This window comes from Paenibacillus sp. FSL H7-0737 (assembly GCF_000758545.1).
Classification (GTDB): Bacteria; Bacillota; Bacilli; order Paenibacillales; family Paenibacillaceae; genus Paenibacillus_AQ.
The window spans coordinates 5,840,558-5,864,650 of record NZ_CP009279.1; the positions used below are offsets into that span (position 1 = coordinate 5,840,558).

Below are 24,093 nucleotides of genomic sequence, written 5' to 3' on the forward strand. Positions count from 1 at the left end.
CGATAATCGTTTTAATTGCTCAATACCTCGATCAGAAGTTTATTCGCAAGACCTGGATTTGCCTTACCTTTACTTTCTTTCATAACTTGTCCTACGAGGAAACCGATGGCTTTCTGTTTACCTGCTTTATAATCTTCCACTGATTGTGGATTGGCAGCTACGACAGCTTCCACAATTCCTTTAATGGCACCTTCATCGCTGATTTGTACCAGACCTTTTTCCTCAACGATTGCAGCAGGCAATTTACCGCTCTCTAGCATTTCTTTAAATACCGTTTTAGCGATCTTGTTGCTGATAGTTCCACCTGCAATGAGGCCGATCATTTCCCCGAGCCCTTGCGGTGTAATTTTGACCTGAGACAAGTCCAGGTTATTACTGTTCAAATAAGCAAGCAACTCACCCATGATCCAGTTAGCTACAGCCTTGGCATCCTGCGTATAAGTAAGGCATCCTTCGAAAAAGTCCGCTAGCGGTTTAGAGGAAGTGATCACGCCAGCATCATAAGCTGTAAGACCCAGTTCTTCACTGTAGCGAGCTTGTCTTGCATCCGGTAGTTCCGGGATCGTCGAACGAATGGATTCTTTCCAGGCATCGTCAATATGCAGCACGATCAGATCTGGATCTGGGAAATAACGATAATCGTGCGCTTCTTCTTTTCCACGCATAGATAAAGTTTTCCCTTGGGCTTCATCCCAGCGGCGAGTCTCTTGTACAACTACTCCACCATCATCCAGGATCTCAGCCTGACGATATTGTTCATACTCCAGTCCACGCAGCACACCGCGGAAGGAGTTCATGTTCTTAAGCTCTGCTCTAATGCCGAATTCCTCTTGTCCTTCTGGACGTAGACTGATGTTCGCATCACAGCGCATCGATCCCTCTTCCATCTTGACATCGGATACGTCGCAGTATTGCATAATGGCACGGATTTTCTCCAGATAAGCACGAGCTTCCTCTGGCGAGCGCAAGTCTGGCTCAGATACGATTTCGATAAGCGGTGTTCCCACCCGGTTGAAATCGACGAGCGATGCAAAACCGCCATCTACGTGCGTTAGCTTACCCGCATCCTCTTCCAAATGAAGACGAGTAATACCAATCCGTTTCGTTTCTCCATTCACTTCAATGTCGATCCAGCCGTTCAAACCGATAGGTTGATCGAACTGCGAAATCTGATAAGCTTTCGGTGAATCCGGGTAAAAATAGTTCTTGCGGTCGAATTTACTAACATCACCAATGGTACAATTTAGCGCCATCGCTGCTTTCATAGCGTAATCTACCGCTTGTTTGTTAAGAACTGGCAATACGCCGGGGTGACCCAGGCAGACAGGACAGGTATGTGTGTTAGGCGGAGCTCCAAATTCAGTGGAGCATCCGCAAAAGATTTTGGAGTTGGTATGAAGTTCTACGTGAACCTCTAAGCCGATGACCGTTTCGTATTTAGACATAAGTAATCCCATTCCCTCCTTTACTACAGCTGTGGACGCTGCTTGTGATGATCAGTATTTTGTTCAAACGCGTGAGCAACACGCAGAATCGTACTCTCGTCAAATTCTTTACCGATAATTTGCAAACCTACTGGCATGCCTTCCGCAAAGCCACAAGGAACGCTAACGGCAGGAATACCTGCCAAGCTCACAGGAATCGTGAGAATATCGTTCAGATACATGGTCAGCGGATCCTCCGTCTGTGAACCTAATTTGAATGCTGTCGTAGGCGCTGTTGGCCCGATGACCACATCATATTTTTTAAAGATGTCATCAAAGTCCTGTTTAATCAAAGTACGCACCTTTTGTGCTTTTAAATAGTATGCATCGTAATACCCGGAGCTGAGTGCATAAGTACCCAACATAATACGACGTTTGACCTCAGGGCCAAAGCCGCGACTGCGGGAATTAAGATATAGATCAAGCAATCCTCCGCCTTCATCTACACGTGCACCATAACGCACACCGTCAAAACGCGCGAGGTTAGATGAAGCTTCCGAAGAGGACAGCAAATAATAAGCTGCTACTGCGTATTCCGTATGTGGTAATGAAACTTCCTCCCAGACAGCACCCATTCCTTCCAGCACCTTAAGTGCGGACAAGACTGTCTCACGCACAGAAGCATCGACACCTGCTCCTAAGTATTCCTTAGGTACAGCAATGCGAAGTCCGGAAACATCACCAGTCAGAGAACTCAAATAATCAGGAATTTCTACTTTAGCTGAAGTAGAGTCCTGGGCATCATAACCAGCAATCGCTTGAAGCACATATGCAGAATCCTCTACATTACGTGTTAATGGTCCAATCTGATCGAGTGAGGAAGCAAAGGCTACCAGTCCATAACGTGATACAAGACCATAAGTAGGTTTGAGACCTACAACACCACAATAGGAAGCAGGCTGGCGGATGGAACCCCCAGTATCCGAACCTAGTGAGAAGAATACTTCGCCAGCAGCTACTGCAGCAGCAGATCCGCCACTGGAACCGCCGGGCACACGCTCTAAATCCCAAGGATTGCGTACAGGACCAAAGCTTGAATTCTCATTAGATCCACCCATTGCGAATTCATCCATATTCAATTTACCGATCGTTACAGCATCTGCCTGCTGCAGTTTAGAAGCCACAGTAGCGTTATAAATCGGCTGGAAATCTTTCAAAAATTGGCTGGCACAGGTCGTGCGTAGTCCCTTAGTTACAATATTATCCTTAATTCCGGCAGGAAGACCAAACAGCAATCCACGTGCTGCTCCAGATGCCAGTTTGTCGTCCAAAGCGCGTGCGGTGCTACGAGCGCCCTCCTCGTTCAAGGTCAAAAATGCATTTACTTTCTTATCCCGCTCAGCGATAATCGCCAGCGATTCTTCAGTCAGTTCACTGACCGATACTTCTTTAGCAGTTAACATGCGATGTACTTCAGGCAATCGATTTTGAAACAGGCTCAAGATTCTTCCCCCTTTCTAATTATGTAGTTATTCCAAAACAGCTGGAACCTTGAAATGTCCGTCTTCATCATCCGGCGCGTTAAGAAGTGCTTCCTCTTGCGTTAGGCTTTCCTTCACAACATCATCACGCATCACATTACTGACCTGCAGTACATGCGTGGTCGGCTTCACATTCTCCGTATCTAGCTCATTCAACTTCTCAGCATATTGTAAAATAGCATTCATTTGTTCTGTAAAGGTTGCCTCTTCTTCCGGGCTCAATTGCAGACGAGCCAGCTTGGCCACATGCTGCACATCTTTAACGGTAATGCTCATAAGATAAATCCCTCCTGTTTAAAGGGCTAAAGCGCCCGGATAACGTTTTTAATTATATTGTAGAAGCTTGGACAATTCAATGATGGGGTTATAACAAAAAAGCCGGCTTTCGCCGGCCTTCCTTAAATCCAAGCTCTAAGATTCACTTGTTTGATGAAATCTGCTTGGGACATGCTTTCGGTTGACGTTGTTTCCGTCTCTTCTGTATCCATATCTTCACCGTTCATCAAATGATGGAACAGCTTCTCATTGTACGTGGACAAAGCATAATCAATTAACGCTTCATGCGTTGCTCTTTCAGCCTCAGCTACTAATAAATGTTCTTCCGCCTCAATGTCTTCAGCCGGAACATAAAAGTTCCTGTTGGCTTCCGGTACACGTATAACATAGTCAAACGCATTATCGGGATTGCGGTCGTAAGCAATTAGGTAGCCGTATTCCCCGATAGGAAGACTCTGCTCAAAAGCGTCCGCAACAATGACAATCTTTTCTCCTAAACGCAGCATCGCCCTACCTCCTGACCCCAAAATCTATCATGATTTTGCTTGTTTCAACAGTCTACTAAAAAAAGATAGAACTGTCTAGCGGCAGTCCAGACGATCCTGAAAATTCTACCAAGCAATAACGCCTTCGGCCTCCCCTAAGGACGATATGCGTTTATGCGAGAAATAGAAGGAAAATGTATAGTGTGAAACTTATACTTTCTTATATTTTTAAATATACTATATTCGATACAGTACAGCTTAATAATCAATCGGGAAAGTTATTCTTCCTTGTCAAAAGCGAAGCCCCAACAAGGCAAATTATGATCAATACACCGGCAGAAAGATATGGACCTGCTCTAAAGCCCTCTCCAGCTGTAAGAATTCCTGCTGACAGTCCGGAAAGTCCTGCGGGTGTCCAGTCAAACCATGTAGGCAATAAGCTTAAGCCTAATGACAATCCAGCCATTAACGCCAGTGCTAAAAAAGCAGCTACTGGCGGTCTTAAAAAGGCACTAAACAACAACGTAGCCGAGACAACACATAATAACCACAAACCATATACTCCTGAAGCTGCGATAGCATCGCCCCACGGTACTGAACCAATTAGCTGCTCCGTGTAATAAGCTGCACCCGCTGCACCCAATCCAAGCGCAACAACAAGCAGGGTCAGTTGAGCTGTCCATTTAGCGATCACTATTGCTGCGGGAGAAACAGGTCTTACTAGAATTAACTCCATAGTTCCGCTATAGCGTTCTCCAGCTAAAGTATTCATCGAGCCTAGCGCCAATACCAGCATTCCAATTGTTCCATACTGTCCCAGTGCTTGCGCCATCACAACTGCGGCATGCGGTATTTCATACCCTTCCAGCAGACCTGGGGGCACATCCCCGGAGGCTTTTAATATTTCCGGCAAATAATAAATAGTTAAAGGCTGCATAATGCCTAAAATGATGAACACGACAGGTATCCAGATTAGCTTATAACTGCGAGCCATCTCGAGCATTTCTTTTCGATAAAGGACCCAGGTGCTGCTCATACGCCCACCACCTTCATAAATAAATCCTCTAATGTGGAAGAGCCTGCTTCAAATTGCAGCAATGGAATTTCGAGCTGCGCTGCTTCTTGCAAAATCGTCTGGCGGGCCTTTTCTACATCATGCACATTAAATACCGCATGATCTCCAAACAACTCCGAATCCAGTACAAACGGCTTGGAGGCAAGAGATTCCAGCCACTGAATGGCTTCTTTGTGCTTCTCGGTACGTAAACGAATAACAGGAAGGCTGTATTGTGAACGAAGCTGCGACAGAGACCCCTGCTCAGCAATGCGTCCATGATTCATTAAAATAATATCATCACAAATCTCTTCCGCGTCATGCAGCACATGCGTGGAGAAAACTACCGTTGTCTCTTCACGTATTTCTCGTAGCAATTCCATCACTTCCCTGCGGCCGATCGGATCAAGTGCAGATACGGGCTCATCCAGTAAAAGCAGTCGAGGGCGATGCACAAGTGCCTGTGCGAGACCCAACCGCTGCTTCATCCCCCCGGAATATCCACCAATCTTGCGGCGTGCATCGTCTTTGAGGCCTACACGTATAAGCGATTCCAAAGCGCTGCTTGTTGCTTCTTTAGCTCCCATTCCACTAAGCTTTGCAGCAAACACAACATATTCCTGTCCAGTCATCCAACCGTAAAAGGCTGGAGATTGCGGTACATATCCTAGTCCTCTGCGATATTCTGCTCCAGGACGGCTCCCCTCAAACGAAATCATTCCAGAGGTAGGTTCTAGAAGACCCGCCAGCATACGTAGTGTGGTCGTCTTGCCTGCACCATTGGGTCCTAGTAAAGCGACACATCTCCCTTTTTCAATATCAAAGCTTATATCATGTACGGAAATATGCGCCCCATAGCTTTTGCGCAAATTCGTAACTTGAAGAAGTGACATTAGACATCTTTCCTTCCTATCGTGAAATAAGCTACGCTGCCTAATATATTTCCGAAAATAATGATTATAATCCACATCCATTTTGGACCGCGTACTCTATCTGCTTTGGCTAAAGAAATCAAACCGATAATAGCCAGTAAAGCCTGCAAAATGATCAACGGCATAATTAATCCCCAATTTACATCTTCCATGAAGTACCACTCCTTTTGTGTAATGAAAGGAACGAGCTCATATCCTGGACCTTCACATCTTCTTTCTCCTACGTCTTTCCGGTAGAATGACAACAAGTAAATAGACCAAAGCGGGTGAAGGAACTGTAGTTATAGCCCATAGACCCCAGAACCAGGCTTTTCTTCCGCGTCGTCTTGCGTCCCTGAATAGCAATGTCCCTTGCAGCATTAATGCTATCGCTATGCAAAACCATAACCATAGAGGCACATCCTGCAGCTCATTCATTCTTGCGCACCTTCTCTGTTCCTCCTGATCCTCGCTATTCCTAGAGCACTGAGTCCCGCAATAGGAATAATCGCTTGAATAATCCAATAGATCATCGGTGCAGAACCGAGAATGGATAGAAATACGCTGATCAGGATCAACGATATGCCCCAGAATAACAGCAGCTCTTTACGTTCCATGCTCTTTCTATGCACAGAGGCATCAACCATTAACCTCTCCAGTTCCTGTAATGAAGGTGGTGTGATGTCATTATATTGTGCATCTAACCGGTCAAGCTCATCTGAAAGCTTATGCAAATACAACTCAGGCTCCTTATCTTTATCCTTCTCCATCCTCATTCAGCTCCTTTCGTAGTTGGTTAAGTCCAAGGGATACACGCGACTTGACTGTACCTGAAGGAACTCGCAGGATTTCGCCAATTTCGTCATAACTATAGCCATAGTAATGCTTCAGTAGCACAGCCACTCTTTGCGCAGAAGGTAATTTGGAGAGGGAATCCAGCACTTCACTCCACTCTTCCCCCCTGCTCTCAAATCGCCAACGAATCGAACGGATCCCCTGTTCCTGTTGCTCCCGCTGTTTCCATTCCGCTTCACGCTTCCAGCGCCGCTTGCGATCAATAAATATTCTGGTGGCAATTGTGATTAACCAAGAGGAAAAGGAAGAAGTTCCGTTATAGGTGTTGATCTTCTCCATACATCTGACCATGGTGTCCTGTACAAGATCCTCTGCCAGCAACGGGTCCATGGTCACCTTGATTAAATATTTGAATAAAAAAGTATAGTGTTCTCGCAGCAGTGAAGACAGTGCTGAAGTATCTCCCTGCTGTGCCCGTCTGATTCTCTCCAGCGACTGATCGCTCATCTGCCCCTCCATTCAAGATTTCGTTTCTATTTGTAGTACGAATATGTATTATGAATCGTTCATTCCACTCCATAATTATTTTTTGAGATCCCACAACTTACGCCGCCAGGGCTGAATTATCCCTTTCCTTGCCGGAAAATGCCAAAAAAGAGGCGTTCTTCTGAGCTCGCCTCCTGAAACCACTGGTACTCCCCCGTAAACCCCACAGGCCTCCTGAAGCAAGCCCTTACGAAGTTCCTTATCTTCAAATTGTATGTCTCTACGTTCTATGGATGAACAAAAGCCACCCTTTCCTGAACACTCCGAAAAAAAACGGCAATTACTGCTGCAAAAATGGTTCCATTTCTCCTTGGAGTCATACCAACCGTAGTCCAGCGGGTAGTATATATTCTTCTCCATTCTACTTCCCTCCATGCTTTTAAGCCTATATGAAGACAAAAAAAAGAACGCAAACCGGGATTAATTCCGCAGTCTGCGTGCTTCGCGAGGTTAATGTTACATTTAATTAACCTCATTCTAGTCCTTTTGTAGTCTTTTGTCTATTAAAACTTCCTCGGTTTTTGTCGGTTCTACTAGAACCAACGTCTATTGAGGAACATAAGGGTTTCGAATCTTTTCAAATCCAATGGTTGTCCGTGGACCATGTCCTGGATAAACCTTCACTTCGTCATCCATTTTGTATAGCTTGCCACGAATAGAATCGAACAGATCCCGTTCCCTACCACCAGGTAAATCTGTGCGCCCAACTCCCATTTTAAAGAGTACATCTCCGGAGAATAGATCATTTCCACAAAGGAAACTTACACTGCCTGGAGAGTGACCAGGTGTATGGTACACACGGAAGGTGTGTCCAATGAATTGCAGAACTTGCCCTTCTGCCAGATCATATTCCGCAGGATCTGTAGCTAGAGGAGGTGACACCTCCGACCACATTAGTGAACCGTTCAGCTTGGGGCTACTTAGCCATTCACTTTCAAGTGGATGTAAATAAACAGGACATTTCTTAGCTTTACGAATTTCGTCTACACCGCCCATATGATCAAAATGTGCATGTGTTAACAAAATAGCTTCGATTTCCATTCCTTCGATACTCCGCACTAATGCAGCAGGATTCATACCAGGATCTACGATGATACCCTTCGCAGGATCCGCACCTGTCAGTAAGTAGGCATTCGTTTGAAGCGGACCCAGATTAAATGAACGTATATTAAGCATCGGTCTAGAATCCGGAAATCAGACTACGCAGTTCTTTTGCGATAACTGCCTGATATTCCGTTCCTTCCCCATAGGCTTGCCCCATGGCCTTACGTGCTTCTGCGATTTTGCTGTCGTAATCAGCGGCCTCACGGTCAGGATTCTCACGTTTGAACTCTCTCATTATACGCTGCACATGCTCTGGTCTAGGACCCCAATGTCCGAGCACATATCCTCCAGTGTCTGCAAAAATCACGACTGGGACAGATCTGCCACCCATGGTCAAGAAATCATCCATAAGCTCCGGATTCTCTTCCAAAATAAATACCTCTGTCTTCATTCCCGCCGTCTCCAGAATACGGAATACAGCAGGAACATTGCGTACTACGTCTCCACACCAATCCGCTGCTAGGATAAGTACCCGCAAATCGTCGCGATGGTTCAGACTTTCGAAATATTCCTTATCGCTCTCATCTTCCCAATTAAACTTCTCATACCAGGATTCAAAAGCCTGTTGATTCTTCGTCATACTTTCTACGAATTGGCGCGGTGTTAGGCCTTTTCCAAACTTTTGAGCTACATTCTGCTTCATTTTGTAGTCCCCTTTTTCTTGGATTTGTACCATTTAAACACAAAGTAAATGATGATCAGAGCGATCGCTACAAGTATAATTTCGTTGGTATACTTAGCTGCTACTTTGTCAATATCTTCCCATTTATTCCCCAAGGTCATACCCAGATATACAAACAAAGCACTCCATGGAATAACAGCAAGCGTAGTCAACAAAGTGAACTTACCTAAAGGCATTTTCGATATCCCAGCTGGAACGGAAATGGCATGACGAACAACCGGAATAAAACGTGCTGTAAAGATTACGCCAGTCCCGTACTTATTGAACCACTCTTCCGAATGGTCAATATGCTTCTTTTGAATGAAAATATATTTCCCGTATTTCTCCAAAACAGGTCTGCCACCATAACGGCCAATCCAATACACAAAAATCTGTGCAATGACTCCGCCGATCGTACCGAATAATACGGCGCCAAAAAAATTAATATCTCCACTCCATACTAAAAAGCCACCGAAAGCCAGTACAATTTCACTCGGAATAACTTCAATCATAAGTCCGATCATAATCCCAAAATAACCAAGACTCTGAATCCATTCAAACAATGTTGAGATCAGATCAGAAATAACATGCAACCGTACTCCTCCTCCCTTTTCCGCAGAATATGGCTATGTATCTAGCATAAACATCTTTGGCGTCTATATAAAGACGCTTAGCGTTTAAGCGAGAAATATAAGAACATAAAGTATAGATGCTAAACTTATACTTTCTTATATTTTTAAAAGCTCTGCCGCTCTGCTCTATTTTCCAGTTTCTCTTAGCCTATTCTAGCACAAGCAACCTTATCACATCTACTTACAGCGCGAGGCCATTACCCTATATAGACCCTCTCTTAAAAAGAGTTAGAACGACCTGTATAACCAGAAAAGGTGTACACTTCCAGCATGAAGATGGAAATGGACACCTGTTTGTCTAAAATGTAAAAGCTATTTAATAAGCGGTCCATCCGGCATCCGCCGTTATTACCGTTCCATTCACGAAGCTCGCAGCTTCTGAAGCCAGGAATAAAGCTATCGATGCGATCTCGCTGCTTTCCCCTGTTCGCGGCATGGACGCCATACCATCTCCTGCCTTTTGACTACCAAAAGTACTCGGATTAGACAAATCAATATTCGTCTTTACCCCACCTGGTGCTATAGCATTACAGCGAATTCCAAGCTTCGAGTACTGATACCCTACATTTTTAGTCATACCGATGACAGCGTGCTTGGAGACAGTATAGGCCACTCCTGCACGTGATCCCTCTAAGCCGCCGATCGATGCTACATTGATGATACATCCACCTTCTTGTGCCATGAAAATCGGTAGGACCTTACGAATGGCTCTCATGGGTCCGGTGACGTTCACTGCAATTACGTTCTCCCATAAGTCGTCTGTGATTTCATGAGCCGGGGTCATTTTATCCATGATCCCCGCATTATTAACGAGAATATGAAGTCCACCAAATTGTGTACTTGCGGCATCAATCATTCGCTGAGTATCCTCTTCCTTCGAAACGTCTGCCTTTACAGGATACACCACCCCGTTGCCATGACCTTGTTCTGCCTTCTTGGCCACCGCTTCAACATCCCCCAGATGGATGTCCGCAGCAATAACCTTAGCCCCTTGCTGGGCAAAAAGAAGAGCAATTGCTTCCCCAATCCCAGAACCCGCACCTGTAACAACTGCAACCTTATTCGTCAGCATCATATATCCTCTCCTCTGCTTCTATGTTTCGAACCATTCATCGAATACTTGCCCACAGTTAGTATTAGCAAGGGCATAGCCGCAAACGGCGGTAAATCCAAAGATTCGGTGACAATTTCTTTCTTAATCAAAATCAGGAGAATACGCATTGACAGATAAGAATAAGAATGGTTATTATATATTTAGACAGTTACCTAAATATCGAAATGGTGGGTGGAATATGAATGAGTCTTTCAAAGCACTAGCTGATCCTACCCGTCGCCAAATCATTCGGTTACTAAGGGAAAAGGACCGAACCGCAGGTGAAATTGCTGATTTTTTCAACATGTCAAAGCCAAGCATTTCTCACCATCTGAATGCACTGAAGCATGCCGATCTCGTACAGGATGAACGAAAAGGTCAATTCATTATGTATTCATTAAATACGACGGTTCTCGAAGAGGTTCTTGGCTGGTTGCTCGAGCTAACAGGTACGGGAAAGCAATCGGAGACGGAAAGCAAATCACGTGACGGAAAACAAAGCCGTCAGAATATGCATTCTGAGAAGGAGGATGATTGAAGATGAAGGATTTTAAATGGAGATGGCAAGATACACTGATTGTAATATTAGGTTTAGCATCATTAGCTTATGCTTTAATCAATTATGGCAAGCTGCCACAGGAGCTGCCCGCGCAGTGGGGAATTACAGGTAAAGTCAACCGGTATTGGGATAAAAATATAGCTATTTTTATGTTCGGAATCCTGGGCATTGTGCTTCCGCTGATCATGCAGTTCACACGTAGCATTGATCCTAAACGGGAAAATTATAAGAAGTTCGAAAATGCCTATGCTATGAGCAGACTCGCTATTGGGGTGCTTTTTAATCTCATGCTCGTGCTCACGGTTGCTTACGGTCTGGGTAAAGAGATTAATGTGGGTAAAATTGCTATAGGAGCCCTAGGAGTGATGTTTATTGCGCTCGGCAACTACATGCCACAGGTAAAAGATAATTATTTGTTCGGTGTTCGCACAGCATGGACGCTCTCTAGCCCAGAGGTGTGGCGAAAAACACATCGTCTCTCCGGAAGAATGTGGATGATCGGCGGATTGCTTATTTTTGGGGGAGCCTTTTTGAGCGGCACCTTGTCTCAGACCCTTATTATTACGGCTCTTGTACTTGTTATTCTCGTTCCTGTTCTGTACTCTTGGATCATTTCACGTCAGTTAAAATCGTGAAGCCAATACACTAAGCCGTCGACTCAGGTCGTCGGCTTGTTCTGTTATTTGGAACTTCCGGTCATTATGCTGCTCACCTTTACTTGCCTCGTATTCTGCCAACACTCTATACTCCCGCAGAAGCTCGTTCCCTGAGGCAATACAGCTTATGGCCTCCATTCGATTCCCTTCCGCTAACTTCTTCCGGCCCATCATAAGCATGCCTTCAATCCCTTTGACCCACTTAACAGAGTTGTATTTATCGAGCTTAATACTTCGGCGTATCCAATATAATGCAGCTCCCGGATCATCACTGTACATCCATCGTCTAGCCATTTCCCAGTTTAAACTTGCATTCTCCGGAGAATATTGCAAACTCTGCTGGAGTATACTCACGCTTTGTTCACCCGTAAGTAGCCTGGATAATGCTACAGCTGTTTTAGGAGACTGGGGATTCCACGCTAGTGATTGCTCTAGCAAATCTACCTTCACCGAGGGATCAACCGTCTGAACTGCTTGCCGGTAGTACCTCTCTCCTTGTGTGGCGTGAAGGGACAATACAGATAGCATGAGACAAAGGCAGCAGGCGACAGTGATGAATAGTCGGCGGGAATATGGGGGTGACATACTCGCGAATGCAGGGATAGGGGCGCTGAGGTTCGCGGATGCGAAATGAGTGGTGAACAAACTTATGGACGTAAAGCGGGTATTCGCAGATTGATGTTTGTGCTCATATTCAGACAGGGCAAGTGCTGGCAGCCAAAAAAGCAGCAGCCAGATTAATCCGTAGCTCCAGTCAAAATCGACTGCGCTATGCATAACGATAACCAAAAATGGCGGCAGTAGACGCGGCGATCTCTGAGCCAGCAGCCAGCCTGCTGCTAGCAGCATAAGCAGTATGGCTGCCAGGCCAACAAATCCTAGGTTCAACAGGATGTCGAGATAACCGCTATGCACTTGGCTGCCAACATAAGGGCGAGATTGGGCGGCGAGGTATGAACTCCGCCAAGTCTCGCCCCCGCGCCCCAGCCAAGGTGCCTCTACCGTCAGCCGCCAGGCGTCGCGGTAGAACAGACCACGCGCGGATACCGTCGATGACGGTCCGGTGATCCGCTCGCGCACGTGCAGGAGGACGACAGTGCCCGCCGCCGTCCAACCTGCTGCCGCCAATGCCAGCATGGCGGCTCGGGCAATGCCCGCCGCGCTGCGCTGGCGGCGGCACAGCCATAGGCCGGCTAGCAACGCGCCGGCCCAAAGCCCGGCCAGCAACAGCAGGCCGGGCAAAGGCTCTACCGCCAACCCGGCACGGGCCAGTTGGCGGTAGAGCAGCGCCGCGGCGACCACGGGCGCGGCACCAGCGGCAAGAAGCGGCGCGATGAGCTGCCGCTTCCAGAGCAAGACGGCGGCGCAGGCGCAAGCCGCCGTCAGCCACGCGCCGCGCGACTCGCTGAGGAGCAGCGCGGCGGCGTACGGGAACAGCGGCAGCAAGCGCAGCAGCACGGCGGCCGTGCTGCGCGGTTCTCGCCGTTCCAATCTATCGCATCCATCCACACTCTTCTGAGGTCTTTCATAATAAGCAGCGACAGCAAACAGCCGCTCCAGTAGAAAAACAGCCATCACAGCACCAAAGGCATTAGGATATTCCATCACCCCTGCTAATCTGGCACCTGTAATGCTTACTTCCGATGAATTGCTGTAAGCTATAGCGAAAGGTAACTCTACCACCCCGCACACTGCCAGCAAAGCACTTATGCTTAAGAATATGCCCAAAATAGACCATGCAGCAATGATAAGCTGACGCCCCACCCGATTCAACGCGCAAAAACAAACCAAAAATGCAAAGCTAGCATACAAGCCCCACCGTAATATTTCATTCATTGTTCCCTCTGCCGAAAGAGGATCTCTTAGCCTATGAATCAGATAGAGTGATAGAACTATTAAAGGTGCAGTCAACATTATTTTCAAAGCTCTACGTACTCCACTTGCTCCCCCTGCGCTACTTCTCCACTTGCCTACTCCAATGTACAAATAAAGCAAAGCCGCAGAACACATCACAAACCATAGGGTCAGAAAGAGGTACATCTCCTCTGTAAAAAAAAATCCACGCAGCAAACAAGCTCCTACTCCGGCTGCGATGACTAAGGCTGCACTAAAATATACGATTATTGAATCCAGACTCCGCTCTCTGTTAACGCTCCCCATTTAGATACCCCTATATTCGTTAAGTTATCTCTATCCTTTCCACATTTCCCCTTCGCAAAACTAGAATGCAAAAAGGACGATACCTCTCCACGAAGGAGCTGTACCGTCCCAATTCTCATCAAAAAAGTTATATAGTTGCAAAAAGTACAACTAACCTCTGATATTCGCTACTGTATCCTAATGTAATTGCATAATGTACAACTATTTTTCGAAAAATCCCGCCGGATGGGGAAAATTGCTCGTGCTACCCCTCCACCGAACTTTCACTCGAAAGCAGGTCAGCACATACGCGCTCAAGGTAAGGTTTCGCCCCTATAAAATCACGGAATGCGGTGTATTCACGCCATTTGACGGAGTTATCACCACCCGAGCTTTTAACGGCGCGGATTAAAATATTCTTCGGTGTATTCTCCAGGTCGATAAATTCCAGCAGCTGGCTGCTATAACCCATCATATCGAGCAATTTGGCACGGATAGCATCCGTAGCCAAGGCAGAGAAACGCTCCTTAAGTATCCCATGTGAAAGCATCGGACTCATTACTTCATTCTCAATCTGCGCGAACAATTCATGCTGACAGCAAGGCACAGACAAAATGACGGAGGCGCCCCAACGTACTGCTTTTTCGAGTGCAGCATCTGTAGCTGTGTCACAAGCATGAAGCGTTATAACCATATCTACCTGATCCAGCTCATCGTACTCGGCAATGTCACCCACAAGGAACTTCAGGTGATCATAACCGATTTTCGCAGCAAGCTCATTACAATGCTCAATTACATCCGCTTTCAAATCAAGTCCAATAATATTAAGCTCCCGCTTCTTGCGGACGGTCAGATAGTGATAAAGAGCAAAGGTCAAATACGATTTACCACATCCAAAATCAACAATCGTTAATGGCCGTCCCGTTGGCAGATCGGCAAGCACATCCTCAACCATCTCCAAAAAACGGTTGATCTGCCGGAACTTATCGTATCGCTTGGCCAGCACTTTTCCTTCTCTGTTCATTATGCCAAGCTCCACAAGAAATGGCACAGGTTCTCCATCCTCCAGCACATAACGCTTGCGGCGGTTGTGTGCCAGATCCGGCTCTTCTTTTTTACTGGGAGACTTGGTAAGGATGGATACTTTGAATTTCTTGCTAATCAGCACCTGATAATCCGCTTCCACCGTGCATAACAAGCCTTGGCGATATGATTCTCTAAATAAAAGAGTCATGTCCTCCGCTGCTAATTCTGCCGGTACGTTGCGATGTTCAACCTTTGTACCAATATAGGACGCAAACTGATAATGCAACTTACCTTTTAGTTCGACAGGTTTAATCTGTACCTTCGTACAGGTCTCCCCTTTGTTACGTACTTGGCTTAAGGTAGCCATAATCAAGGTACGGTCATTAATCAGTTGTTCAATAAGAGCTTTTAAAGATTCCACAACGCACATCTCACTTTCGGGATTAAAAATGGAGAATCATTGTCTCCTAACCATCATCGTTCCATTATATCACGGCTCTACAAGAGTTATCCTATCAGGGCTTCACATGCAGCTCTCCACTAACAATAGTTATTGCTCGGCCAGACATCTTAATCTGATCTTTGCTTACCTCAAGTTGAAGTAAGCCTCCTCGTTCGGAAGCTTGATAAGCGGTCAACTGCGTACGGTTAAGCCGACTAGCCCAGAAAGGTGCTAGCGCAGTATGCGCTGAGCCTGTGACCGGATCCTCATTTACCCCCATCTTCGGTGCAAAGAACCGTGACACACAATCAATGCCTTCGATGGAGCTTTCTGCAGTAACCGCAAAGGCTCGCTCTTCAAGCCGGGATAAAGCCCCGAAGTCTGGGCTAAGTTCGCGAACTAGGGATTCCTGATCGAGCCGTACAAGTACATTGTCAGCATAGAGCATAGTTTCTACCACATTTTCTTCTGTAATACCAAGCGCTTCTATAAGAGCCGGAATTGTAGGAGAAGACTTAAGCTCATAAGGCGGGAAGTACAGTGAGATGAGGTCATCCGCACGAGAAGCTCTAAGCAACCCACTGCGTGTATAAAATCTAGCTTCCACCTCTGGATCCAGCAATCCCACCTCCCATAATATATGTGCACTCGCTAGAGTAGCATGGCCACATAAATTAACCTCAACCTTGGGCGTGAACCAGCGCAGACGATATCCATCATTCTCCGGCCAGAGAAATGCCGTCTCTGACAAGTTCATTTCTGCTGCTGTCTTAAGCATAAATGCCTCGTCGACTGGATGCTTCAGCAAGCATACTGCTGCCGGGTTTCCTGAATATGCTTTTCCTGCAAAGGCATCGATAATAAATAAAGGGGTATTCATTAGGCTTCCGACTCCCTCCGAACTTCTGTGATCCGGCGCCACTCTTTCCATCCTTGTTCCACTTCATGGATAGGAAGCGAGCCTTGTTCCAATTCTTCCGGTGATTTAAGCAGCAGCCGTCTGTACAATTCATCACCTTCCAGTGAGACATCTTCCCCCTGCTCCCATAGTCGATACAGACTGTCCTCCGCTTTACTATAATGTCCGATTGACTCCATATAATCTAGAAGCAGCCGTTCCGTCTTGGCTGGAAGACGATACGCTTTGACTTCCTCCAGAAGTTCATTAATATCCTCTGTCATCTGCAACATTTCTCGATCAGCGCCGTGCAAATCTGCGTACAAATATAAATGCAGTGCTCTCATACTTCTGAATAGTGCCGCGTCATGATCGCCATTTGCAGCATAAATGCTGCCCTCTTCCTTAAGCAGCTTAGCTACACCTTGAAGCTTATCTGACTCCAATACAACGTTAAACCGGAACATATCTATAATATCTTCTACAGATAGTGAATTTAAAAGACGTGAGTTCAGCGGAAAATGTCGGTTCAATAGCTCATCAATTTCCCATAAGGCTTCCGTTGTCTTCCGCTCTTGCTTCAGCGTTAGAACCTTGGCAACCATCGCCGTCATATCTTCGATCATTCGGACAATATAGTCTCTTCGGAACATGAACTTCCCCCTTTTCCATACTGTAACTGTGAAGCTTTTGTATCTAGGTATTATATGTGTTTTATTCATTTATCTTAAACCATTGCACTACGCTATGCCACTAAAGCAATTACGGGAAAAATAATGACTAGAATCCTTCTACTTATTGACATGAAATGCCGTTCCACATTGGCGGCGTAACAACCATAGCTATCTTTGCCGGATTGGGAATCCGTAAGTTTCAATAGTCTCCTAAAAAAGAGGCAGCCCACGCCAGTTACTTTGACGCGGAGCTGCCTCTTTTTGAATTATTATTTCAGCGATCACGAATGGCTGTTAATACTAACCGTAGCTTGGGTGAATTCCTTGATAACCTCAGCTAACCGTTCAGGAGCTTCAAAGAGGCTCATGTGGCCCGCTCCAGAAATCGTAGCTTGCGTTATATTTGGTTTATCCGAAGTAAAGGTTCGCTCCGCAGGAATCAGTTCATCCTGCTCGCCAGCAACAAGTAGTACCGGCAACGTGGTAGCTGTGATCACATCACGCCGATCCGGACGCTCGCGCATCGCCAGCGCAGCTCCCGCTGCTCCTTGTGGAGGCGTTTTGTAACCAATTTCTTTAGCTCGCTCCAGCAGCTGCGGTGATGCAGAAGCGGTTGCTTTAGCAAAAATTCCTGGGACGAAGCTGTCCACAAAAGGAGTAATGCCTTCATTTTGAATCCTGCTGACACTTTTCAATCGATTCTCCCGAGCTTCTTCACTATCCGGATATGCAGTAGAATGGATTAATCCGAAGCCCTTCAATCGAGAGGCATACCGCTGCGCGAACGAAAGTGTAATATACCCACCAAGAGAATGTCCCAGCATGGTGCATTCAGAAATTTCTAGTGTATCTAACAAGCCCAGAACATCGTCTGCCATTTGTTCAATAGTATAGGGGCCTAGTGGAGCCTCTGAAGCTCCATGACCACGTAAATCGGGAGCAATCACTCGGTAGTCGCTGCTTAAGATGGGAATGATTTGTTCCCAGTATTCAGCACTTCCGCAAAAGCCATGCAGTAATACAATAACCTCGCCTTTCCCCTGATCACTGTAGCAAATATTGCTTCCGTCACAACGTACTCTTTCCATGGCTGCTTCCCTCTTTCCAAAATACTAAGATATATTAACTAATATCTATTATTAAGCAAAACAGCTCTCCTTGAAACCGGCATCCTATTCTTAACGCCCAATTCCAAACCCTTTTGCTGCTGCGGCGGCAATTTGTTCAGCCATAACCATAACTCTATGTAGTGGAGTCGTCTGCAGCGTCCGATAGGGCTTGGGACCGTTGATATCTACAATCGCCGCCAAGCTATAATGCCCCACTGCGGGAAGGCATACCCCCACCGATTGTGCTGGCTGAAGCGGCTCATTCGAAACGAAGTAATATCCAAGAGCTATTGGAGGTCCTAGGCAAGCATCCACAGCAATAATGATATGCTCAGATGGAATCTCAGCGACTCTGGCCACCAAATTATCTGCATCGCAAGGAGATGGCAACGTACCGATTACGTGCGGAAAGCCATATTCCAGAAGTTTGCTGCCTGTTAGTGGACCGAGAGCATCACCTGTAGATCGATCCGTTCCGATACACAGAAAGGTAACTTTCTTAGCTGAATGCAGCGCTGCAATTTCCATAAAAAAGGACACCAATCCTACATCGTCCATTTTGCTTCGTTTACCGCTTCCCTGTTCTCTAATTGCCAATACCTTTCCTCCCTTCGATGATATTTTTTTGATTTCATGCCTTTAATTTAACATGATTTCTGTGAGCCCGACAAAAAAATGGTGATCAAGCTCACAATCATGGTAAAATACATGAATCAGTGTACAGAAAGGATGTTAATAACCCTATGGATTTAACACAACCTAGTCAGGAAAATGTTGAATATATGATCGAGGCCATTAAGAACAAACTGAAGATGGCAAGTGCTGCTGCAATGCAAGCCTCCGCTTTTTCAGTAGATAAATATGAAGATATCTTCGATGTCTATGAGGTAGCCATGGGCAGCGATAGACTCAGTATTTCTCAGGTGGAAGCGCTCGTCTCCGAACTCGGCCGTCTACGTCAGAAATAATTGTTCTTCGTTTACAAAAGGAGCCCGTCGCTGCGAATCCGAGATGGATGCGCAGCGACGGGCTCCTTTTTAAGTTCCTATTTCATGAAATGAAGCTGAAATTCTGTATCTGCATGACCTACCCGTGTACCACCATCATTGTAGATCACACCTGAAAATGCATTACGCAGCTTTTCCAAAGTATTTTTCTGACTGTATCCAATCTGATTTAAAATCCCCTGTACAATAAGTCCCCACTCTTCTTCTGATCCATCCAGAATCTTGAAGGCAATACCCAGTCGCTCGCGGCGCAACCCGAAGCAATATACGCCTTTAAATCCACCCTTAGCAATAATATTTTCATCTTCCAAAAGGATTGAATCAAGGCGTCCAGACCCAGAAACCATCTCCGGATGAGCATTCATGGCCGCAGTGATTGTGGTGACCGCTCTGCGAGTTGCCTCGTCAGCAATTAAATCAGGATTGGCTAATTTCAAATACGCAGTCGCCAAGGCTGTCAAAGGCATGGCAAATACCGGCAGACCGCATCCATCCGTACCTAGACCAATACTGTCTGGTGCTACACCAGCCATATAAGCAATCGTATCTATAATTTCACGCTGAACCGTTTGCTCCGGCTGAGAGTATTCTTCAAGTGGTAGTCCTTTGAGCTTACTATATGATAAAATCCCCATGTGCTTGCCCGCACAGTTATGATAGAACTTTCTTTTGCCCGTGCCGCGAATGGCATTCTCTCTACTCGTATAATCCAGTGGATAGCTAGTGGCACATATCATTTGTTGCTCATCGATCCCAATCTTGGAGGAAATACTCTCTAGCGCGGCAACATGGTAGCTCTCTCCTCGGTGAGAAGCAGTCATTAGGGCAACCTCTGCGGGTGTAAAACCATAATGCTCCACGATTCCTCCACGAATGCCTGGGATAGCCTGAAGTGGCTTGGCCGCAGAACGGGTAAAGGATACAAACTCAGGATCACCTGCATAGCCCTTTACGTTCCCGTGTTCTCCTACGATTGCAATATGTCCGCTATGGACACATTCCAGCAAATCTGACCGATATTCTCTTACTAATACTGTTTCCATGGTAACTCTCCTCTTTTCTCTTTGCTGCTCTATAACTCACAAGGATTTATTAGGATTCTACATTTAATAAATGCTAGAAAATAACCCCGTGCTCCGGGGATTTTTTGTACATCACAAACTCCCTTAAGTGTTAGTTCCATGAGGAATTCTACTCCTATTTTCATCATTCTTCAATCCTCTCCACACCAAGAAGATTTTAGAAACCACACAAAAACAATTCCATCAGCAATAAATCCTGAATGACAGGAACATAAATGAAGCTTTTAAATTAAAAAACCACTCCCGCATCAGATTCTTGCTCTTCTGAAAAGGAAGTGGTTTTTATAGAATTCAGTACTGCTGTAGAGTGGGAGCGCAAATCGAACTAACCCTTACTTGCACCCGCGGTCAGACCGTCCACCAGGAATCGCTGAAGGAAAATGAACAGTAGCGTGACCGGGAGAGCAACCAGCACCGCTCCGGCGGCGAACAATGTGAATTCAGTCGAATTGCTTTGATTCACCATCCGGAAAAGCCCGACAGCGAGCGTTCTCGTCTCTTCCGTACGCAATACAAGGTCAGCGAATATGAAATCCACAAAGCAGCCATTAAATATCATAAGACTGGCATAGGTAAGCATCGGTTTGGACAGCGGGATCATTATAGAGAGAAAAACTTTCATATGACTCGCCCCATCCATCCGCGCAGCATCTTCCAGACTTTTAGGAATAGTATCAAAAAAACCTTTAGCCACAAACACATTGGTGATAATGGCGCCACTGCTGTATACAAGCACAAGTGCCCAATGGGAATTCAGTAGCCCAAGTGTGTTCAGCAGCACGTAAACTGCAATCATAGCCATGAATCCCGGAAACATTTGCAGAACTAGAAGCGCGGTCAGTGTCGTTTTTCTGCCCGTGAACCGATAGCGAGAGATGGCATACGAAGTCAACAGCAGCAGAAAAGTGCCAAGTAGCGTAGACAACGCTGCAACCTTTAGTGTATTCATGAACCAAATCAAATATTTAGTTTGCTCAAACAGTTCCTTGTAATGAATGAACGTGAAATTTTTAGGAATCAACGAGTCGCTGAACAAACTGTTTCCCGTCTTGAATGAAGACATAATAATCCAAAACGCTGGAAAAAGACTAATAAAACTGAGCACAATCAGTAGCAAATGGCTTCCAATCGTTTTAAACGCTTCTGTCAGTTTTGGCTTCATGCAATCATATCCTCCTCTTTGTAGGATCGCGTTCGGCGGTAGCTCCAGATGGAGAAGGTCGCGACCAGCAGGAAGATGACAATCCCGATTACGGAAGCAAAGCTGTATTGCGATTGGTTAAGCGCCAGTTTATAGAGCCAAGTCACCAGCAGATCCGTATGGCCCGCGTACTGGTAATCCGGATTAACCGGTTCTCCGTTGGTCATCAGGTAAATGACGTTAAAGCTATTAATGTTACCGGCAAACTGCATGATCAGGATTGGAGCAGTCGCGAACAGTACCATAGGCAGTGTAACCATGCGGAATTTGTAGAATGCCCCAGCACCGTCCACTTCAGCAGCTTCGTACATATCCCTTGGAATCGTTGTCAGTACCCCAAAGGCCAGAATCATGGTAACCGGAATTCCGATCCACATATTAGCCAGAATTACGGTGACCTTTGCCCAGAAAGGATTAGTCAGCCAGGCCACCCCCTCCAATCCCAAAGCTCTTACATAACTATTGATCGGTCCGAACTGATTATTGAACATATTACGCATGACGAGCAGAGAAATCATATTAGGAATAGCAAAGGGAACGATCAGCAGTGTACGCCAAAGCTTTTTCCACCGAACACGGGGCTGGTGAATAAGTACAGCGATGAGCACACCTCCAATGTAAGTCGTCGCAGTAGCAATAATCGCCCAGATCAGTGTCCAAGTCAGCACTCCGCCGAAGGTTGAACTCCATACATCCAAACTTAGCATTTTATTAAAATTACCGAACCCCACCCATTCTACTAGATGCGCAGGCGGTAAAATCGGGTCGGCATAGTTCGTAAACGCCAGTAGCACCGAAAAAACAAGCGGCAATATCGTCAGAAAAACCACTGCCACAAAAGGAATCGCTAGTACAAGATAGGCGAAGTTTCTACGCCCCATATGTCTGAGCGATTCACCGAATGAATGAATGGGCTCATTCCGGTCCCGCGCAGCTCCAACTAGAAAGGCATCCCTGATATTCAGTAAATGAAAAGCTGTATAAAACAGCAGCGCCAGCAATGACATCAGACCATTGATCATCATAAAAATGGAGTGATCGCCCTCCACCATCCGGGTTAATTTACCTACCTTGACCATACGGCTTGGAAATTCACCAAGTGTGATCAACCCCCGCAAATACCCCATTAGATCATGAGCAATAAAATAGATTCCAGCAGACCCCACCAGCAGGAATACTAATCCTTTCAGCCACTGTCGATTGAAGAACTGGCCCAGTCCCGGAATAATAGCCGAGAGTAGCGCTGCACCTGTTTTTTTGTGCATAGCTCAAATCACCTGTCCTTTACTTCGAATCCAGATCGGCCTGAATCGTTGATACAGTCTTATCGAGCGTCTGCTTAACATCAAGACCCGGATCGTTCCACAGGGATACAAATGCTGCCTTTAGCGGTCCCCAGACGGATTTGATTTCCGATAGAGAAGGCATCGGCACGGAGTGTTGGAACTGCTCGAAGAATCCACTTATAATCGGATCATCTTTGATTACCGGCGCTTCTCCGGCTTCAATGCTCGCAGGAATCGCACCCGTCATTTCAAAGTTCTTTAGCTGATTCTCCTTGCTGCTTGCAAAATGTGCGAACAAGCGGCTAGCGACCGGATATACCGTATAGGAATTGACATAATACGATTTAACACCGGAAAAAGAAATGCTGTCTTGACCATCAGGTCCCTTAGGAAGAGGCGCCACTCCAAGGTTAACATGATCCTTGAACATCGCTATGGACCAAGGCCCGTCGATGTTCATCGCCAGCTTGCCTTCCTGAAACAATTGAGTTTTAACGTCATAGGTGATATCTCCTGCATTCAATGGGAGAATTCCTTTTAAGCTCTGAAGAAAGGTAAATCCTTTGACGGTGCCTTCATTATTCAAGCCGATATCTTTGACATTCGTATTGTTGTCACCGTAAATGTATCCGCCGAAGCTGCCAATGAATGGATAGCTGTAATACCCGACGAATTCCCACATGATCGCAAATTTGTTCTCTTTCGGCTTATTGTACGTATTGGCAAAAGCGATCACATCATCCCAAGTTTTTGGAGCTTCGGATATCAGATCCTTGTTGTAGAACAGCGCATAGGTCTCCACCGATTTAGGATAGCCGTACAGGATACCGTCATAAGTCGATGCTTGAATAGCTGTCTCCACCATAGTTGATTTCGTTTCTTCCTCAAACACATCATTTGGCAAAAGCAATCCCGCTTTGACAGCCTGACCGATCTGATCATGCGGGAGAGTCAACACATCGGCGGCTAGTTTGGACGGGCCATCTGTCGCCAACCTTGTTCCCTGATCGCCGCCCGCCATTTCCTCAACCTTGACAGGAACGCCGTATTCTTTTTCGAAATCAGCGGCTAACTGCTTCATGTACTCAACCTGCTCCTTGGCTTCCCAGACCGTTAATTCGGCCCCAGCTTCCGGTTTCAGCTCCTCTTCGGCGGGATTCGTCTCATTTGTAGTTCCCCCCGGCTCGTTCACTGTGGAATTCGGGCTTGAATTCGGCTGAGCCGTAGAGTTCCCATTGCCTGAACCGCAAGCCGTAACCGTCAATGCCAACAGCAGACTTAGGGTCAAACTAAATGATACCGCTTGCATTTTCGATCGTTTACTCTTCTTCATTTGCTCATCTCCCCTTTATTCATAAGTGATCAGACCTAACACGCATAGAAAAAGAGCATGCAAAAAAGGTACAACCTCATTCGCACAAAGTGCCGAGGTTGTACCTTTTAGGTAACAGTGCCTTTAATTTGTTTGCGTATTAAGAAAAATCAAGTTCGT

General features: G+C 46.0%; 28 protein-coding genes. 3 read left to right on the top strand and 25 right to left on the bottom strand.

The genetic code is table 11. The annotated features are described in order from the left end of the window. Window positions 1–11 precede the first annotated feature (11 nt). From gatB to H70737_RS25560, 15 genes are all read right to left on the bottom strand, one after another. Window positions 12–1,457 carry an Asp-tRNA(Asn)/Glu-tRNA(Gln) amidotransferase subunit GatB gene (gatB, locus tag H70737_RS25490; protein WP_042191804.1) on the bottom strand — a complete coding sequence of 482 codons (1,446 nt, stop codon included), beginning with the start codon at window positions 1,455–1,457 and terminating at the stop codon, window positions 12–14. An 11-nt stretch (window positions 1,458–1,468) separates the two neighbouring features. Beyond that, window positions 1,469–2,926 (bottom strand): Asp-tRNA(Asn)/Glu-tRNA(Gln) amidotransferase subunit GatA, encoded by a 1,458-nt coding sequence (gene gatA, locus H70737_RS25495; RefSeq protein ID WP_042191806.1) that lies wholly within the window; start codon window positions 2,924–2,926, stop codon window positions 1,469–1,471. A gap of 27 nt (window positions 2,927–2,953) precedes the next feature. Then, window positions 2,954–3,241, bottom strand: coding sequence for an Asp-tRNA(Asn)/Glu-tRNA(Gln) amidotransferase subunit GatC (gatC, locus tag H70737_RS25500; protein ID WP_042131015.1), 288 nt, complete (start codon window positions 3,239–3,241; stop codon window positions 2,954–2,956). Window positions 3,242–3,363: 122 nt separating this feature from the next. Continuing rightward, complete coding sequence (locus H70737_RS25505; RefSeq protein WP_042131017.1) at window positions 3,364–3,747, bottom strand: hypothetical protein; 384 nt, start codon at window positions 3,745–3,747, stop codon at window positions 3,364–3,366. A gap of 244 nt (window positions 3,748–3,991) precedes the next feature. Next, complete coding sequence (locus tag H70737_RS25510) at window positions 3,992–4,762, bottom strand: ABC transporter permease subunit (protein ID WP_042191810.1); 771 nt, start codon at window positions 4,760–4,762, stop codon at window positions 3,992–3,994. Next, window positions 4,759–5,673, bottom strand: a complete 915-nt coding sequence (locus tag H70737_RS25515; RefSeq protein WP_042191812.1) for an ABC transporter ATP-binding protein — start codon at window positions 5,671–5,673, stop codon at window positions 4,759–4,761. Before H70737_RS25515 ends, H70737_RS25510 begins: the two co-directional genes overlap by 4 nt. Beyond that, window positions 5,673–5,864 (bottom strand): PLDc N-terminal domain-containing protein, encoded by a 192-nt coding sequence (locus H70737_RS25520; RefSeq protein WP_042191814.1) that lies wholly within the window; start codon window positions 5,862–5,864, stop codon window positions 5,673–5,675. The genes H70737_RS25515 and H70737_RS25520 overlap by 1 nt, the downstream gene beginning before the upstream one ends. A 52-nt stretch (window positions 5,865–5,916) precedes the next feature. After that, complete coding sequence (locus tag H70737_RS25525) at window positions 5,917–6,129, bottom strand: hypothetical protein (RefSeq protein WP_042191816.1); 213 nt, start codon at window positions 6,127–6,129, stop codon at window positions 5,917–5,919. Next, window positions 6,126–6,461, bottom strand: a complete 336-nt coding sequence (locus H70737_RS25530; RefSeq protein WP_042191817.1) for a YxlC family protein — start codon at window positions 6,459–6,461, stop codon at window positions 6,126–6,128. Before H70737_RS25530 ends, H70737_RS25525 begins: the two co-directional genes overlap by 4 nt. Continuing rightward, a complete protein-coding gene (gene sigY, locus H70737_RS25535) occupies window positions 6,448–6,993 on the bottom strand; it encodes an RNA polymerase sigma factor SigY (RefSeq protein WP_042191818.1) in 546 nt (181 codons plus the stop codon). The genes H70737_RS25530 and sigY overlap by 14 nt, the downstream gene beginning before the upstream one ends. 75 nt (window positions 6,994–7,068) lie before the next feature. Beyond that, window positions 7,069–7,392 carry a hypothetical protein gene (locus tag H70737_RS25540; protein ID WP_042191819.1) on the bottom strand — a complete coding sequence of 108 codons (324 nt, stop codon included), beginning with the start codon at window positions 7,390–7,392 and terminating at the stop codon, window positions 7,069–7,071. A gap of 186 nt (window positions 7,393–7,578) precedes the next feature. Further along, window positions 7,579–8,208 carry an MBL fold metallo-hydrolase gene (locus H70737_RS25545; protein ID WP_042191821.1) on the bottom strand — a complete coding sequence of 210 codons (630 nt, stop codon included), beginning with the start codon at window positions 8,206–8,208 and terminating at the stop codon, window positions 7,579–7,581. 4 nt (window positions 8,209–8,212) lie between these two features. Beyond that, the gene (locus H70737_RS25550) at window positions 8,213–8,779 is read right to left on the bottom strand and encodes a thioredoxin family protein (protein ID WP_042191823.1); all 567 of its coding nucleotides are present in this window, start codon (window positions 8,777–8,779) and stop codon (window positions 8,213–8,215) included. After that, window positions 8,776–9,390 carry an undecaprenyl phosphate transporter UptA gene (locus H70737_RS25555; RefSeq protein ID WP_042191826.1) on the bottom strand — a complete coding sequence of 205 codons (615 nt, stop codon included), beginning with the start codon at window positions 9,388–9,390 and terminating at the stop codon, window positions 8,776–8,778. The genes H70737_RS25550 and H70737_RS25555 overlap by 4 nt, the downstream gene beginning before the upstream one ends. Before the next feature lie 355 nt (window positions 9,391–9,745). Next, window positions 9,746–10,504 (bottom strand): SDR family oxidoreductase, encoded by a 759-nt coding sequence (locus H70737_RS25560; protein ID WP_042191827.1) that lies wholly within the window; start codon window positions 10,502–10,504, stop codon window positions 9,746–9,748. Window positions 10,505–10,721: 217 nt separating this feature from the next. On the opposite strand from H70737_RS25560, the gene H70737_RS25565 reads away from it, so the two are divergent. Continuing rightward, entirely contained in the window at window positions 10,722–11,060 is a 339-nt protein-coding gene (locus H70737_RS25565) for an autorepressor SdpR family transcription factor (protein WP_042194532.1), read from the top strand. A gap of 2 nt (window positions 11,061–11,062) precedes the next feature. Then, on the top strand, window positions 11,063–11,716 hold the full coding sequence (locus H70737_RS25570) for an SdpI family protein (protein WP_042191828.1): 654 nt from the start codon (window positions 11,063–11,065) through the stop codon (window positions 11,714–11,716). On the opposite strand, the gene H70737_RS25575 is transcribed toward H70737_RS25570, so the two are convergent. The 6 genes from H70737_RS25575 to yyaC all read right to left on the bottom strand — a co-directional run bounded on the left by H70737_RS25575 (window position 11,705) and on the right by yyaC (window position 18,622). Then, window positions 11,705–13,897, bottom strand: coding sequence for an O-antigen ligase family protein (locus H70737_RS25575; protein ID WP_052404422.1), 2,193 nt, complete (start codon window positions 13,895–13,897; stop codon window positions 11,705–11,707). The genes H70737_RS25570 and H70737_RS25575 overlap by 12 nt on opposite strands. Window positions 13,898–14,141: 244 nt before the next feature. Then, window positions 14,142–15,332, bottom strand: a complete 1,191-nt coding sequence (locus H70737_RS25580) for a class I SAM-dependent methyltransferase (RefSeq protein ID WP_042191830.1) — start codon at window positions 15,330–15,332, stop codon at window positions 14,142–14,144. 85 nt (window positions 15,333–15,417) lie between these two features. Further along, complete coding sequence (locus H70737_RS25585) at window positions 15,418–16,224, bottom strand: PhzF family phenazine biosynthesis protein (protein ID WP_042191832.1); 807 nt, start codon at window positions 16,222–16,224, stop codon at window positions 15,418–15,420. Next, window positions 16,224–16,895, bottom strand: a complete 672-nt coding sequence (locus tag H70737_RS25590) for a DUF6483 family protein (RefSeq protein WP_042191835.1) — start codon at window positions 16,893–16,895, stop codon at window positions 16,224–16,226. Before H70737_RS25590 ends, H70737_RS25585 begins: the two co-directional genes overlap by 1 nt. A gap of 302 nt (window positions 16,896–17,197) precedes the next feature. Next, on the bottom strand, window positions 17,198–18,004 hold the full coding sequence (locus H70737_RS25595) for an alpha/beta fold hydrolase (RefSeq protein ID WP_042191837.1): 807 nt from the start codon (window positions 18,002–18,004) through the stop codon (window positions 17,198–17,200). A gap of 90 nt (window positions 18,005–18,094) precedes the next feature. Continuing rightward, window positions 18,095–18,622 (bottom strand): spore protease YyaC, encoded by a 528-nt coding sequence (gene yyaC / locus H70737_RS25600; RefSeq protein ID WP_231573347.1) that lies wholly within the window; start codon window positions 18,620–18,622, stop codon window positions 18,095–18,097. Between the two features lie 146 nt (window positions 18,623–18,768). Between yyaC and H70737_RS25605 the strand changes: the two genes are divergently transcribed. After that, window positions 18,769–18,993 (top strand): DUF1128 domain-containing protein, encoded by a 225-nt coding sequence (locus H70737_RS25605; RefSeq protein WP_042191840.1) that lies wholly within the window; start codon window positions 18,769–18,771, stop codon window positions 18,991–18,993. A gap of 77 nt (window positions 18,994–19,070) precedes the next feature. Here H70737_RS25605 and H70737_RS25610 read toward each other — a convergent pair whose 3' ends face one another. The 4 genes from H70737_RS25610 to H70737_RS25625 all read right to left on the bottom strand — a co-directional run bounded on the left by H70737_RS25610 (window position 19,071) and on the right by H70737_RS25625 (window position 23,934). Continuing rightward, complete coding sequence (locus H70737_RS25610; protein WP_042191842.1) at window positions 19,071–20,075, bottom strand: asparaginase; 1,005 nt, start codon at window positions 20,073–20,075, stop codon at window positions 19,071–19,073. 364 nt (window positions 20,076–20,439) lie between these two features. Beyond that, the gene (locus H70737_RS25615) at window positions 20,440–21,276 is read right to left on the bottom strand and encodes a sugar ABC transporter permease (RefSeq protein ID WP_042131038.1); all 837 of its coding nucleotides are present in this window, start codon (window positions 21,274–21,276) and stop codon (window positions 20,440–20,442) included. After that, on the bottom strand, window positions 21,273–22,580 hold the full coding sequence (locus H70737_RS25620) for a sugar ABC transporter permease (RefSeq protein ID WP_042191843.1): 1,308 nt from the start codon (window positions 22,578–22,580) through the stop codon (window positions 21,273–21,275). Before H70737_RS25620 ends, H70737_RS25615 begins: the two co-directional genes overlap by 4 nt. 19 nt (window positions 22,581–22,599) lie before the next feature. Then, the gene (locus H70737_RS25625) at window positions 22,600–23,934 is read right to left on the bottom strand and encodes a sugar ABC transporter substrate-binding protein (protein ID WP_081951212.1); all 1,335 of its coding nucleotides are present in this window, start codon (window positions 23,932–23,934) and stop codon (window positions 22,600–22,602) included. Window positions 23,935–24,093 lie beyond the last annotated feature (159 nt).